The 13,346-nt window shown below is 68.4% G+C and carries 11 protein-coding genes and 2 pseudogenes; 6 read left to right on the top strand and 7 right to left on the bottom strand.

What is annotated here, in order from left to right:
• The first annotated feature begins 117 nt into the window (after positions 1–117).
• Together JW364_RS21445 and glgB are read left to right on the top strand one after the other, a co-directional pair.
• Positions 118–2,118, top strand: coding sequence for a maltotransferase domain-containing protein (locus tag JW364_RS21445; protein WP_058249983.1), 2,001 nt, complete (start codon positions 118–120; stop codon positions 2,116–2,118).
• Positions 2,119–2,125: 7 nt separating this feature from the next.
• Complete coding sequence (glgB, locus tag JW364_RS21440; RefSeq protein ID WP_159370585.1) at positions 2,126–4,348, top strand: 1,4-alpha-glucan branching protein GlgB; 2,223 nt, start codon at positions 2,126–2,128, stop codon at positions 4,346–4,348.
• A gap of 21 nt (positions 4,349–4,369) precedes the next feature.
• Here glgB and JW364_RS21435 read toward each other — a convergent pair whose 3' ends face one another.
• From JW364_RS21435 to JW364_RS21420, 4 genes are all read right to left on the bottom strand, one after another.
• Positions 4,370–5,326 (bottom strand): tetratricopeptide repeat protein, encoded by a 957-nt coding sequence (locus tag JW364_RS21435; RefSeq protein ID WP_205333131.1) that lies wholly within the window; start codon positions 5,324–5,326, stop codon positions 4,370–4,372.
• A 95-nt stretch (positions 5,327–5,421) separates the two neighbouring features.
• Positions 5,422–6,573 (bottom strand): MFS transporter, encoded by a 1,152-nt coding sequence (locus JW364_RS21430; protein ID WP_205333116.1) that lies wholly within the window; start codon positions 6,571–6,573, stop codon positions 5,422–5,424.
• A gap of 92 nt (positions 6,574–6,665) precedes the next feature.
• Positions 6,666–7,061 (bottom strand): DUF3817 domain-containing protein, encoded by a 396-nt coding sequence (locus tag JW364_RS21425; protein ID WP_058249980.1) that lies wholly within the window; start codon positions 7,059–7,061, stop codon positions 6,666–6,668.
• A gap of 62 nt (positions 7,062–7,123) precedes the next feature.
• Positions 7,124–8,326 (bottom strand): acetyl-CoA C-acetyltransferase, encoded by a 1,203-nt coding sequence (locus JW364_RS21420; protein ID WP_065629062.1) that lies wholly within the window; start codon positions 8,324–8,326, stop codon positions 7,124–7,126.
• 85 nt (positions 8,327–8,411) lie between these two features.
• Here JW364_RS21420 and mce point away from each other — a divergent pair, with 85 nt between their 5' ends.
• Both mce and JW364_RS21410 read left to right on the top strand, forming a co-directional pair.
• On the top strand, positions 8,412–8,882 hold the full coding sequence (mce, locus tag JW364_RS21415) for a methylmalonyl-CoA epimerase (protein WP_058249978.1): 471 nt from the start codon (positions 8,412–8,414) through the stop codon (positions 8,880–8,882).
• Positions 8,883–9,034: 152 nt separating this feature from the next.
• Positions 9,035–10,003 carry a hypothetical protein gene (locus JW364_RS21410; RefSeq protein ID WP_065629063.1) on the top strand — a complete coding sequence of 323 codons (969 nt, stop codon included), beginning with the start codon at positions 9,035–9,037 and terminating at the stop codon, positions 10,001–10,003.
• Positions 10,004–10,080: 77 nt separating this feature from the next.
• Here the strand turns inward: JW364_RS21410 and nucS are convergent, their stop codons facing one another.
• Positions 10,081–10,764, bottom strand: a complete 684-nt coding sequence (nucS, locus tag JW364_RS21405) for an endonuclease NucS (protein WP_058249976.1) — start codon at positions 10,762–10,764, stop codon at positions 10,081–10,083.
• A 46-nt stretch (positions 10,765–10,810) separates the two neighbouring features.
• Entirely contained in the window at positions 10,811–12,244 is a 1,434-nt protein-coding gene (glsA, locus tag JW364_RS21400; protein ID WP_159370583.1) for a glutaminase A, read from the bottom strand.
• An 89-nt stretch (positions 12,245–12,333) separates the two neighbouring features.
• On the opposite strand from glsA, the pseudogene JW364_RS24565 reads away from it, so the two are divergent.
• Positions 12,334–12,633, top strand: a pseudogene (locus tag JW364_RS24565) (universal stress protein); the annotation flags it as partial.
• Here the strand turns inward: JW364_RS24565 and JW364_RS21395 are convergent.
• Positions 12,619–12,972 (bottom strand): annotated as a pseudogene (locus JW364_RS21395) (glutaminase); the annotation flags it as partial. The pseudogenes JW364_RS24565 and JW364_RS21395 overlap by 15 nt on opposite strands.
• 89 nt (positions 12,973–13,061) lie before the next feature.
• Between JW364_RS21395 and JW364_RS21390 the strand changes: the two are divergent.
• Positions 13,062–13,346: universal stress protein (locus JW364_RS21390; protein ID WP_205333130.1), on the top strand; the 285-nt coding region annotated here is incomplete at its 3' end.

Genomic DNA, 13,346 nt, shown 5'->3' with positions numbered 1-13,346 from the left:
TCCATGACAAGACAATCCCGTCCGCGGGGCACTAGGTTGGGTACCGGTGATACCAACGAAGGCGAGACCGACAGCGCACCCCGGCCACTCACGGGAGCTGACGACAGGAGGCTCCACGTGATCGGGCGCATGGGTATCGACGACATCGCACCCCTTGTGTCAGCGGGCCAGCAACCTGCCAAAGCCGTTGTGGGAGAATACTTCCCGGTCAGTACCACGGCCTGGCGCGAAGGACACGACGCGCTCGGCGTCACACTGCACGTCGAGGCTCCGCGACGCGGGCCGTTCGATGTCCGGATGGTTCCCGCGCCGGAACCGGACACCTTCAACGCAGCCTTCGTCCCCGACGCCGTCGGATTCTGGTCGTACCGGATCGAGGCCTGGAGCGACCCCTACGCGACGTGGCGTTCGGCCGTTCTGAAGAAGCTCGACGCCGGGCAGGGCGCCGCCGACCTCGCCAACGACATCGAGACCGGCGCGCGGGTACTGGACACCGCAGCCGACCTGGTCGCCGGTGATGACCGAGAACTCCTGCTCGACGCCGCGCGCCAACTCCGGGCACGTCGGCGCCGTGTCGAGAACCGGGTGGGTCTGGCGGTCTCCGACGAGGTCGTCGAACTGCTGACCGCCCATCCCGTCCGCGAGCTCGTCACCAAGAGCCGTACCTACCGGGTGTGGGTCGATCGCAAGCGCGCACTGTTCGGCTCGTGGTACGAACTGTTCCCGCGCTCGACCGGCGGCTGGGACGGTGAGGGCAATCCCGTCCACGGCACGTTCCTCACCGCCGCCCAGGATCTGCCGCGCATCGCGGACATGGGCTTCGACGTCGTCTACCTGCCACCGATCCACCCGATCGGTGAGATCAACCGCAAGGGCCCCAACAACACCCTCGTCGCGGGACCCGAGGATGTCGGTTCGCCGTGGGCCATCGGATCATCCGACGGCGGGCACGACGCCATCCATCCCCTCCTCGGCACCGAGGAGGACTTCGAGTACTTCGTCGGCCGGGCTCGCGAACTCGGCCTCGAGGTCGCGCTCGATCTGGCCCTGCAGTGCGCACCGGATCATCCGTGGGCGCTCGAGCATCCGGAGTGGTTCACCACCCAGCCCGACGGCACCATCGCCTTCGCGGAGAACCCGCCGAAGAAGTACCAGGACATCTACCCGCTGAACTTCGACAACGACCGCAACGGCATCTACCGAGCGGTCCTCAAGGTCGTCCTGCACTGGGTCGGGCTCGGAGTCGACATCTTCCGCGTCGACAATCCGCACACCAAGCCGCCGAACTTCTGGGAGTGGCTGATCAGTGAGGTGAAGAAGCGCCACCCCGACGTGCTCTTCCTCTCCGAGTCCTTCACCCGGCCGGCGCGGCTCTACGGCCTCGCCCGGCTCGGCTTCAGCCAGAGCTACACCTACTTCACCTGGAAGACGCTGAAGTGGGAGCTCGAGCAGTTCGGCCGGGAGATCGCCGACCACGCCGACGAGGCCCGCCCCAACCTCTTCGTCAACACCCCCGACATCCTGCACGAGAGTCTTCAGCACGGCGGTCCGGGCATGTTCGCACTGCGCGCCGCGCTCGCCGCGACCCTGGCCCCGACATGGGGTGTCTACAGCGGATACGAGCTGTACGAGCACGTCGCCGTGACCGAGGGCAGCGAGGAGTACCTCAACTCGGAGAAGTACGAGCTGCGGCCCCGTGACTACAAGGCGGCGGCGAGCCGCGGCGAGTCGCTCGAGCCGTGGATCACCTCGCTGAACGAGATCCGGCGCCGGCACCCCGCACTGCAGCAGCTGCGCAACATCCATTTCCACCATGTCGACAACCCGTCGCTGATCGCCTACTCGAAGATCGACCCGGTGTCGGGCGACCGGGTCATCGTCGTGATCAACCTGAACCCGTTCGGTCCCGAGGACTCCACGGTCTGGCTCGACCTGCCGAAGCTCGGCTTCGAGTGGTACGACCGCTTCCCCGTCCGCGACGAGGTCTCCGGCGAGGAGTACTGGTGGGGCCAGGACAACTACGTCCGGCTCGAGCCATGGCGGGCGGTGGCGCACATCCTCGCCTTGCCGCCCCTCGAACCTGTTGCCGCACAACAGCTCGCCTATCGGATCCAGTGAGGTATCAGTGACCGATCGCACCGATCCGCCAGACCTGCCCGACCCCTACGCGACCGACCACGACCTGCGTCGGCTCGCGGCGCAGACCCATCCCGATCCACACGCCTTCCTCGGCGCCCACGACGCGCCCGGCGGCGCGACGATCCTGCGCACCCTGCGCCCGAACGCGATCTCGGTGTCGGTGGTCATCGGCGGAGTCGATCATCCGATGACCCGTCAGACCGACGACCTGTGGGTGGTCACCGTGCCGATGGCCGACCTGATGGACTACCGGTACCGCGTCGTCTACCCCGATTCCACCGGGGGCACGTCGGAATTCGTCGTGGCCGACGGTTACCGGTTCCTGCCGAGCCTCGGCGACGTCGACATCCATCTGTTCAGCGAGGGCCGCCACGAGGAACTGTGGAATGCCCTCGGTGCGCGGGTGACGTCGTACACGACCACCGACGGCGATGTGCACGGCACCGCCTTCTCCGTGTGGGCGCCGAATGCCCACGGTGTCACCGTGATCGGCGACTTCGACGACTGGACCGGGCGCGTTGCGCCGATGCGCAAGGTCGGGGTCAGCGGGGTGTGGGAGGTCTTCATCCCCGACGTCGGCGACGGGACCCACTACAAGTTCCGCGTCCATGGCGCCGACGGCGTCATCCGCGACAAGGCCGACCCCATGGCCTTCCGCACCAGCACGCCCCCGGCAACCGCGTCCCGGGTCACCGTGTCCGAACATGTCTGGACCGACGACGCGTGGATCGCGCGCCGGGAACGGTCCGCGCCCGAGCGTGAGCCGATGAGCGTCTACGAGGTCCACCTCGCGTCCTGGCGTCAGGGCCTCGGCTACCGCGAACTCGCGCACGAGCTGGCCGATTACGCCGTCGAGAAGGGCTTCACCCACGTCGAGTTCCTGCCCGTCGCCGAGCACCCGTTCGGCGGTTCCTGGGGTTACCAGGTCACGTCGTACTACGCGCCGACGGCGCGCTTCGGAACGCCCGACGACTTCCGCTACCTCGTCGATCACCTCCACTCCCGTGACATCGCCGTGATCGTCGACTGGGTGCCGGCCCACTTCCCCAAAGACGACTGGGCGCTCGCCCGATTCGACGGCACCCCGCTGTACGAGCACGCCGATCCGATGCGCGGCGAGCAGCTCGACTGGGGCACCTACGTCTTCGACTTCGGCCGGCACGAGGTCCGCAACTTCCTCGTGGCGAACGCCCTGTTCTGGTTCAGCGAGTTCCACATCGACGGTCTCCGCGTCGACGCGGTGGCCTCGATGCTCTACCTGGACTACTCACGACCGGCCGGGCAATGGCGCCCCAATGTGCACGGCGGTCGCGAGAACCTGGAGGCGGTGCAGTTCCTCCAGGAGACCAACGCGACTGTGCACAAACATTTCCCGGGCGTGATCACGGTGGCCGAGGAGTCGACCGCATGGCCGGGCGTGACCCGCATGACCGATCTCGGCGGGCTGGGGTTCAGCTTCAAGTGGAACATGGGCTGGATGCACGACACCCTCGACTACCTGTCCCGCGATCAGATCCACCGCAGCTTCCACCACCACGAGATCACCTTCTCGCTGGTGTACGCGTGGAGCGAGAATTTCGTGCTGCCGCTCTCCCACGACGAGGTCGTGCACGGCAAGGGCACCCTGTGGACGCGCATGCCGGGCGATTCGTTCGCCAAGGCCGCGGGCGTGCGGGTCTACCTCGCCTACATGTGGTCCCACCCCGGCAAGCAACTGCTGTTCATGGGACAGGAGTTCGGGCAGACCGGCGAATGGGCCGACAACCGGAGTCTGGACTGGCATCAGCTGGAGGGCTGGGAGGGCGAACTGCACTCCGGCATCTCGGCCCTCGTCACCGACCTGAACCGGATCTACCGGTCCCGACCGGCGCTGTACACCCAGGACATCGATTCACTGGGTTACGAGTGGATCGACGCCAACGACACCGCCAACAACGTGATCAGTTTCCTCCGGTACGGCACCGACGGATCGGTCGTCGCGTGCCTGTTCAACCTGAGCGGCTCCGACCGCGCCGACTATCAGGTCGGGTTGCCCTCGGCCGGGGTCTGGGACGAGATCCTCAACACCGATGCCGACGCCTACAGCGGTGCCGGGCGCGGCAACATGGGTTCGATCACGGCGGACGGGCCGTCCTATCACGGACGTCCCGTGTCGGCTCGGGTCATGCTGCCCGCCAACTCGGCGATCTGGCTGGTGCCGCGGGAGTGAAGGCCCCGCGGCACGCGGCGCTCAGTAGAGCGCGCTGGCCAGCTTGCGCCGGGCGCTCACGACGAACTGCTCGGCGGGATCGAAGAGTTCGAACAGCTCGAGCAGCCGGGTGCGCGCCCGGGTGCGCTCCTCCCCCGCGGTCACGCGCACGACATCGATGATGCGGTCGAACGCGGCTTCGGGCTGTTGGTTGAGCAGCAGGACGTCCGCGGCCGCGAGCTGCGCATCGACGCCACGCGGGGACGCCGTCTCCACGATGGCGGGATCGTGCGCCTGCGCCCGCAGGATGAACTCGAGGTTCCGCGCGGCGGACACCGCTTCGAGGTTCTCCGGCTCGGCCTCGGCGATCGCCCGGTAGTCGGCGAGTGCGCCGTCGAAGTCGCCGTCGTTCAGCTTCGTCTCGGCGGCGACCAGCCTCGGGTCCTCGGGCTCCGGCTCGGGTGCGGGCCCGTCGGGAACGCCCGGGAGGATGTCGCCGATCTGGGCGAAGATGTCGTCGATCCACTGGGTGATCTCGGCCTCGGAGCGCACCCCGTTGAAGGCGGTCACCGGCTGTCCCTGCACGATCGCGACGACCATCGGGATCGACTGCACCCGGAACGCCTGTGCGATACGGGGATTGGCGTCGACGTCGACCTTCGCCAGCACCCAGCGCCCGCCCGACTGCGCGGCGAGGCGTTCGAGGACCGGCGACAACTGCTTACACGGCCCGCACCATTCCGCCCACAGGTCGATGACCACGAGCTGCTGCATCGACCGGTTGAGCACCTCGGCCTCGAACGTCTCCTCGGTGACGTCGAGGACCGCGGCCGCCGCGGTTCCCGCACCGGCGGCCGGCGATTGCCCGCCCTCGGCGGGCGGCTCACCGGGCGCGGCAGGTCGTGCTGCGGCCTGCGACTGGGCCCGTTGCGCTTGTGCGCGTTCGGCTTCGGCCCGCTCCTTGAGTACGCCGAGATCCACCGCGCCGGACATGGCCATGGCTGCTGCCGCCTGCTGTCGGGCCGCGGCGGCGGCCTGCTGACGATTGGTTGGTCGCGTCACCCCTCCAGTGTGTCACGACCGCCCACGCGGAATCAGACGACGTCGGGCGAACGCGTTCCGTCCGGCGCGGCGGTGCGCGTGCGGTCCGGGCGAACGACCGGCGCGAGCACGACGGCGAGGACGAGCGCCGCCACGGCCGCGAGCAACCCGGTGTTCAGCGAGGTCCGGCTGCTGATGAAGCCGACGACCGCGGGACCGGCGAGCATGCCGAGATAGCCGCATCCGACGACGGCGGAGATCGTCCGGCCGCTCGACTCCCCCGACAGATTGCCCGCCGCGGTGAAGATCTGCGGGATCAGCCCCGCCAGACCCAATCCGAACACGCCCCATCCCACGATGGCGAGGAGGGGTACGGGCGAGAGCACCGCGATCAGGATTCCGGCGGTGCCGAGCAGGCCGCCGTAGCGGACGACCGCCACCGGTCCCACCGACCCGACGACCGGATCGATGACGAATCGCGCAACGGTCATCGTCGCGCTGAACGCGCCGAACGCGATGGCGCCGACGGCTTCGGCGGAACCGAAGGTCTCGACCACGTGCAGTGCACTCCAGTCGTAGGCGGTGCCCTCGGCGAGCATGAGTGCGAACGCGACCACCGCCAGCAGGACCAGGCGGCGCCGGTCCACGGTGTGCCACCACTTCCCGGACGCGGGGCCGTCGGCGTCTGCACCGCGTGCACTCGCATCGTCGGTCCCCACCTCGCGACCAGCCAGACCGCGCGCGTTCCACGCCACGACGCCGATGCCGGCCGCCGCGGCGCAGGCCACGGTGAGGACGACACCGACGTCGGCCCACAGGGTTGCCGCGACCACTCCCGAACCCACGAGACTGCCCGCCGAGAAGAACCCGTGGAACGACGACATGATCGGTCGGCCGTAGGCCCGTTCGACCACGACCGCCTGCGCGTTCATCGACACATCCAGGCAACCGTTGGCGAATCCGAAGGCGACGAGCGCGGCGGCGAGCGTCAGGGCGTCGGCGGCGAGCACCGGGGCGACGATGACCGCAGACAGCAGCAGCGCGGCACCGATCGTCACCGGCCGGGACCCCCGACGGTCGATCAGACGGCCGCAGACCTGCATGCCGACGAACGCCGACGCGCCGAGCAACAGCAACAGTCCGCCGAGTTGGTCGTGATCGACTCCGGTGCGCGCACTGATGACCGGGATGTGGGCCACCCACATCGCGGCGAGAAACCCGTTGAGCGCGAAGATCGCCCCGACGCTGCGGCGGGAGCGCCGGAGCGTCGGGGCGATCGAAGGCGGGATCGGGGCGGTCAGGCCGTGGCCTGCCTGGGCGCGCGGTCGGCGGACAGTTCGGCGAGATGGCCGTTACGGCGCGCCCACCACTCGAACACGATCGTGCCGAACGGCGGGAGGCTCGAGACCAGCGCCAGCAGGGTGACGATCGGGATTCCGATCCGCCGCGAACCCACCGGCAGCTCCCACTTCACCGCGTTCCACTTGAGCTGGATCGCTGTGATCAGAGCGACGACCACGAAGATCACGAAGACGATCCCGTGGATCATGCCCGGCTTGGCGATGGCCTCGTCGTCGTCGTTGACCCGCTTGACGACCATGGCGACCAGCAGGACCGCCCAGGTGATCGCCTCGGCGACGGCGACGAACCGGAAGCGCTTGGCGGGAGTGGTCAGGTCGAAGAATGACAGCATGGCCCTCATTGTGCCGAATCGGACAGCAAACTACTACAAGATGTCGTAGACATCTCGTTCGTTCAGGACTTCGGAACCCGGATGATCAGCGCGTCACCCTGGCCGCCGGCTCCACAGAGCGCGGCTGCACCGACGCCACCGCCCCGTCGCTTCAGCTCGAGCGCGACATGCAGCGCGACGCGCGCCCCGGAGGTCCCGATCGGATGTCCGACGGCGATCGCACCACCGTTGACATTGACGATCTCGGGATCGACGCCGAGCTGCTTGGTCGAGGACAGCCCGACCGCCGCGAAGGCCTCGTTGATCTCGATGAGGTCCAGGTCCGCGGGTGCGATGCCCTCGCGGTCACAGGCCTTGACGATCGCATTGGCCGGCTGCGCCTGCAGGCTGGAGTCCGGGCCGGCGACGACGCCGTGGGCGCCGATCTCGGCCAGCCACGTGACGCCCAGTTCCTCGGCCTTGGCCTTGCTCATCACCACGACGGCCGCCGCGCCGTCGGAGATCTGCGACGAGTTGCCCGCGGTGATCGTGCCGTCCTTGCGGAAGGCCGGCCGCAGCCCGGACAGCGACTCCACGGTGGTGTTGGCGCGAATCCCCTCGTCCTCGGCGAACTCGATCGGGTCGCCCTTACGCTGCGGGATGGCCACCGGCACGACCTCGTCGTCGAAGACGCCGTTCTTCCACGCGGCTGCGGCGAGCCGGTGGCTTCGTGCCGCGAACTCGTCCTGTTGCTCACGGGTGAACCCGTCGGCGTCGTTGCCCTGCTCGGTCAGCGCCCCCATCGGCTGATCGGTGAAGGCGTCGAAGAGCCCGTCGAAAGCCATGTGGTCGACGAGTTCGGTGTTGCCGTACTTGAAGCCGCCGCGGCTGTTGGGCAGGAGATGGGGCGCCTGGGTCATCGACTCCTGGCCGCCGGCGACGACGACGTCGAACTCTCCGGCCCGGATGAGCTGATCGGCCAGCGCGATCGCGTCGATCCCCGACAGACACATCTTGTTGATGGTCAGGGTCGGGACGTCCCAGCCGATACCGGCCTTGATCGCGGCCTGGCGGGCGGGCATCTGACCGGCCCCCGCGGTCAGCACCTGGCCCATGATCACGTACTCGACCTCGGATGCCGGAACGCCGGCCCGCTCGAGTGCGCCCTTGATGGCGACCGCGCCGAGATCGACCCCGCTGAAGTCCTTCAGGGAGCCCAGCAGGCGGCCGAAGGGGGTGCGTGCGCCGGCGACGATGACCGTGGTCTTGTCGGCAGTCGAAGTCATGAGGGAACCTCCGGGAAGTGTCTAGATAGGGGGCCAACCGAGCGCCCGCTCTGTGCGCTCAACACCTCAACGCTACCGTTGTCCCATGTCTTCCTCAGCAACGGACCCCAGCGCCACCGCACTCATCTCCGACCTGATCGTCGCCATCGATCACGTCGGCATCGCCGTCCCCGATCTCGACGCCGCCAAGGAGTGGTACGCCACCCACCTCGGGTTCGAGACGCTGCATCAGGAGACGAACGCCGAGCAGGGCGTCGAGGAGGCCATGGTCGGCCCGGCCGGCGGCACCGGTGCGGTCATCCAGTTGCTCGCCCCGCTCGACGAGTCGTCGACGATCGCCAAGTTCATCGACCGCAACGGTCCTGGGCTCCAGCAGCTCGCCGTGCGGGTGACCGACGTCGACGCGGTCACGGCACGACTCACCGAAGCCGGCGTCCGGGTCCTCTATCCTGCCGCGAAGCGGGGCACCGCGGACTCCCGCATCAACTTCGTCCACCCCAAGGACGCGGGCGGCGTGCTGCTCGAACTCGTGGAACCCGCCGCCACCGCACACTGATCCGCCGCAGCGGCCGAAAACCGTTGCGCCGCTAGCTGACTCGACATGCCGAGCCGGCCGCTCCCATCCGTGGACCGGCCGGCTCGGCACCTCCACGCACGGCGTCGCCGACGTCGAGGAGATCCCGCACTCTCTCCGATACACTGGCCGCCATGCCAGGTCCCGCACGGCAATTGCCCTTCGCGATCGTGATGCGCGGTTATGACCGTGAGCAGGTCGCCGATCACCTCCAGCGCCTCGACGCCGATCTGCGCGTCCTCGCCGCCGATCGCGACGCCGCCACCGCCAACGCACACGAACTCGCCGCGCATCTCGAGGACGCGCGCGACGAGATAGCCGAACTGCGCCGTGAGGTCGACAAGCTCTCGGTCCCGCCGACCACCGCGCAAGGGATGAGCGAGCGACTGTCGCGGATGCTGCAGCTGGCGTCCGACGAAGCGTCGGAGATGCGCGCCGAAGCGGCCGCCGAAGCCGCCGAGACGCTGTCCATCGCGCGCCAGGAGGCCGCCGACATGCGGTCGTCGGCCGCGGCCGACGCCGAGCGCGTCCGGGGCGAGGCACGCACGGCCGCGAAGAAGCTGGTCGACGAGGCCGCCGCCCGGGCACGGCAGGTCAAGGAGACCGCGGCCGCCAACGAGTCGGAGTCCGCCCGCCTCATCGCCGAGCGCACCGCCGCGATGGAGGCCGAACACACCAAGACCATGCAGGCCGCCAAGGACGAGGCCCGCCGAGTGGTGGAGAAGGCGAAAGCCGAGGTCGCCGAACTCGAGGCGGTCAGCGCCGCCGAACGCCGGGCCGAGCGGGAACGCCATGACGCCGAACTCGCCGATCAGCGCGAACGCGCACTCGACGAGGCGGCACACATCCGTCAGACCGCGCTCGACATCGCGACCGAACGACTCGATCGATCACGCGAACTCGCGCAGGCCGCTGACCGCACGCGTCAGGACATCGCCGCCAACCTCGGCCGGCTCCGCGAGGAGCTGGCCGAGTTGCCGGAACTGCTCGCCCAGCCCGACGACTCCGAGTACTCCGTGCTGTCCGACGCCGACGATCTCGACCTCCTGAACAGCAAGCTCTCGCCCGAGGCGCGGTCGCCGGAGGCCCGCTCCAACGCCTGACGGCCCTCCGCTAATCGAGCTTGTCCCCTCCGCTGGTTGAGCTTGTCCCCTCCGCTGGTTGAGCTTGTCGAAGCCCCTCAGAAGAGCCTGAACTCCGTGCTCTCCGCGCCGCGAAGCTCGTCGTAATCGAGCACCACGCAACGGATTCCGCGGTCCTCGGCCAGCGTGCGGGCCTGCGGCTTGATCTGCTGGGCGGCGAAGACGCCGGCCACCGGGGCAAGTGTGGTGTCGCGGTTGAGCAACTCGAGATACCGGGTGAGCTGCTCGACGCCGTCGATCTCCCCGCGCCGTTTGATCTCGACCGCCACCGTGGCACCCGATGCGTCCCGGCACAGCAGGTCCACCGGCCCGATCGCGGTCATGTACTCGCGGCGGATGAGCGTGTGACCCGGACCCAACGTCTCGACATGCTCGGCGAGCAGCTCCTGCAGGTGCGCCTCGACGCCGTCCTTGACGAGGCCGGGGTCGATGCCGAGGTCGTGCTGGGAGTCGTGCTCGATCGACGCGATGGTGATGCGGAGTTCCTCGCCCGCCTTGTTGGTGACGACCCAGTACGCCTCCGCCTGCGTGCCGTCGGGAACCTGCGCCTCGGTGAGCCAGCACGGCGGACTCATCCAGTTCAACGGCTTGTAGGCCCGGTCGTCGGCGTGCACGCTCACCGATCCGTCCGATTTGATCAGCAGCAACCGCCGGGCCATGGGCAGATGGGCGGTCAGCCGCCCGACGTAGTCGACCTGACACTCCGCGATGACGAGACGCACGTGCCCACCCTAGTGGTGTGTCCCGGGACCAGGCGGCGCGGCCCGCTCACTCGTCGTAGTAGTGCTTCAGCAGAAACGTCTCGGCGTCGACGACCGCGTCGTCCATCGTCGAGTGCACGTGCGGAAGCGCCGGGTCGAATCCCCGGAGTTCCGGCGGCGCATCGAGATCGGGCACCGCCGCGTCGTCACGGTGCCGATCGACGCTGGCGCGGACGACCCCGTCCGGGTCGACGAGCGCGGCCCGCCGGCCGCTGTCGTCCAGCAGCCGTTTGATGCTCAGCACCATCGTGCGTGCGACCGCGTCGATCACCCCGATGCGGGAGATCTCGACGATGACGACGGTGTATGCGTCGATGTCGGCCTCCAGTCGCCGCTGAACGCTCTCGGCGCCGGCGAAGGTCAAATCTCCCTGGAGTTCGTACACACGGATCCGGTCGCGACAGGTCCGCAGATAGCTGCGCTCCTGCTCGCCCCATTCCGCGCTGACGGGGGTGTCGGCGAGGTCGTAGACCGACCGAATCGTCACCCGACTCTCCCGTGTCACGTTGAACATGTGCAGGCCCAGATCGGTGGACAGATGCCGACACACGTCGACGCCGCGGACGCTGTTGCCGTGACCGTCGAGCCGCGGCGAGTACACGCCGATGCCGAGTTGCCCCGGCAGCACCGCGAGGATCCCGCCACCGACGCCGCTCTTCGCCGGCAGGCCGACGGAGGTGACCCAGTCCCCCGCGCCGTCGTACATCCCGCACGTCGTCATGACACTCAGCAACCGCTGCGCGGTCTCGTTGGAGAAGACCGTCCGACCCGTGCGGGGATTCATCCCGCCGTTCGCGATCGTCGCGCCGATCCCGGCCAGGTCGTCGGTCGTCACCCGAATCGAGCACTGTCGGTAGTAGAGGTCGAGAGCGGCGTCCGGGCTGGTCTCTAGAGCCCCGAAGCTGTCTAGCATGTAGGCGATCGCGCGGTTGCGCGAACCCGTCGCGGCCTCGGAGGCATAGACCCCCTCGTCCATCGTGAGGCGCCGTCCGGCACATCCGGAGTAGAACTCGAGCACCTCCCGGAAGGCGGCGTCGACCGCCGCCTCGGCCACGTCCCGGGTCGGCGGCAACAGCATGGATGCGGCAAAGATGGCCCCCGCATTGATCATCGGGTTCTTCGGGCGTCGGCGCTCGTCCACGCTGATCTCGTTGAATGCCTCGCCGGACGGCTCGACGCCGATCTTCGCGTCGACCGCCGCGGTGCCGTGCTTCTTCAGGACCATCGCATAGGTGAGGGGCTTGGAGACCGACTGGATGGTGAACGCCGTCGCGGAGTCACCATGTGAGTAGGTGTGGCCGTCGTGCACGCACATCGACAGGCCGTAACCCTCGGGGTCGACGGCGGCCAGTTCCGGGATGTAGTCGGCGACATGACCGGATCGGTCCGAATGGCATTCGTCCATGATGTGGCTGAGGTAACCGTCGACGAGGGAGTCCATGACCCCATCTAAGCGTGTCCCCCGGCACCCCGTCGGAGATGACTAGGCTGGCGATGACCGGGACCGAGACACCGACGCTGGGAGTACCGATGAAGCTGCTCGTCGCATACATCGCCACCTCGGGAGGCGACGACGCGGTCGCCCTCGGCGCATGCCTCGCGCGGACCTTCGACGCCGAACTCGAGCTCTGCATCGTCATCCCACCCGAGCCGGACAGCGCCGACCCGTCCGAACAGGTCTCGGTCGAACGCCTCTCCGACGCCCTGGACAATGCGGCCCGCCGCTGGCTCGACGCCGCTGCCGCCAGACTCCCCGACGACATCGAGACCACCACGACGATCGCCGAACACGCCAACCCCGGGGAGGGTCTCATCAAAGATGGCCCCCGCATTGATCATCGGGTTCTTCGGGCGTCGGCGCTCGTCCACGCTGATCTCGTTGAATGCCTCGCCGGACGGCTCGACGCCGATCTTCGCGTCGACCGCCGCGGTGCCGTGCTTCTTCAGGACCATCGCATAGGTGAGGGGCTTGGAGACCGACTGGATGGTGAACGCCGTCGCGGAGTCACCATGTGAGTAGGTGTGGCCGTCGTGCACGCACATCGACAGGCCGTAACCCTCGGGGTCGACGGCGGCCAGTTCCGGGATGTAGTCGGCGACATGACCGGATCGGTCCGAATGGCATTCGTCCATGATGTGGCTGAGGTAACCGTCGACGAGGGAGTCCATGACCCCATCTAAGCGTGTCCCCCGGCACCCCGTCGGAGATGACTAGGCTGGCGATGACCGGGACCGAGACACCGACGCTGGGAGTACCGATGAAGCTGCTCGTCGCATACATCGCCACCTCGGGAGGCGACGACGCGGTCGCCCTCGGCGCATGCCTCGCGCGGACCTTCGACGCCGAACTCGAGCTCTGCATCGTCATCCCACCCGAGCCGGACAGCGCCGACCCGTCCGAACAGGTCTCGGTCGAACGCCTCTCCGACGCCCTGGACAATGCGGCCCGCCGCTGGCTCGACGCCGCTGCCGCCAGACTCCCCGACGACATCGAGACCACCACGACGATCGCCGAACACGCCAACCCCGGGGAGGGTCTCATC

The organism is Gordonia sp. BP-119 (assembly GCF_016924115.1).
GTDB lineage: Bacteria > Actinomycetota > Actinomycetes > Mycobacteriales > Mycobacteriaceae > Gordonia > Gordonia hongkongensis.
This window is presented reverse-complemented; position numbering and strand designations above follow the sequence as displayed.

Excerpts from the sequence above, each read along its gene's own strand:
- JW364_RS21435 (WP_205333131.1), bottom strand. The coding sequence starts at position 5,326 with ATGGCCATGTCCGGCGCGGTGGATCTCGGCGTACTCAAGGAGCGGGCC.
- JW364_RS21430 (WP_205333116.1), bottom strand. The coding sequence starts at position 6,573 with ATGTGGGTGGCCCACATCCCGGTCATCAGTGCGCGCACCGGAGTCGAT.
- JW364_RS21425 (WP_058249980.1), bottom strand. The coding sequence starts at position 7,061 with ATGCTGTCATTCTTCGACCTGACCACTCCCGCCAAGCGCTTCCGGTTC.
- JW364_RS21420 (WP_065629062.1), bottom strand. The coding sequence starts at position 8,326 with ATGACTTCGACTGCCGACAAGACCACGGTCATCGTCGCCGGCGCACGC.
- mce (WP_058249978.1), top strand. The coding sequence starts at position 8,412 with ATGTCTTCCTCAGCAACGGACCCCAGCGCCACCGCACTCATCTCCGAC.
- JW364_RS21410 (WP_065629063.1), top strand. The coding sequence starts at position 9,035 with ATGCCAGGTCCCGCACGGCAATTGCCCTTCGCGATCGTGATGCGCGGT.
- glsA (WP_159370583.1), bottom strand. The coding sequence starts at position 12,244 with ATGGACTCCCTCGTCGACGGTTACCTCAGCCACATCATGGACGAATGC.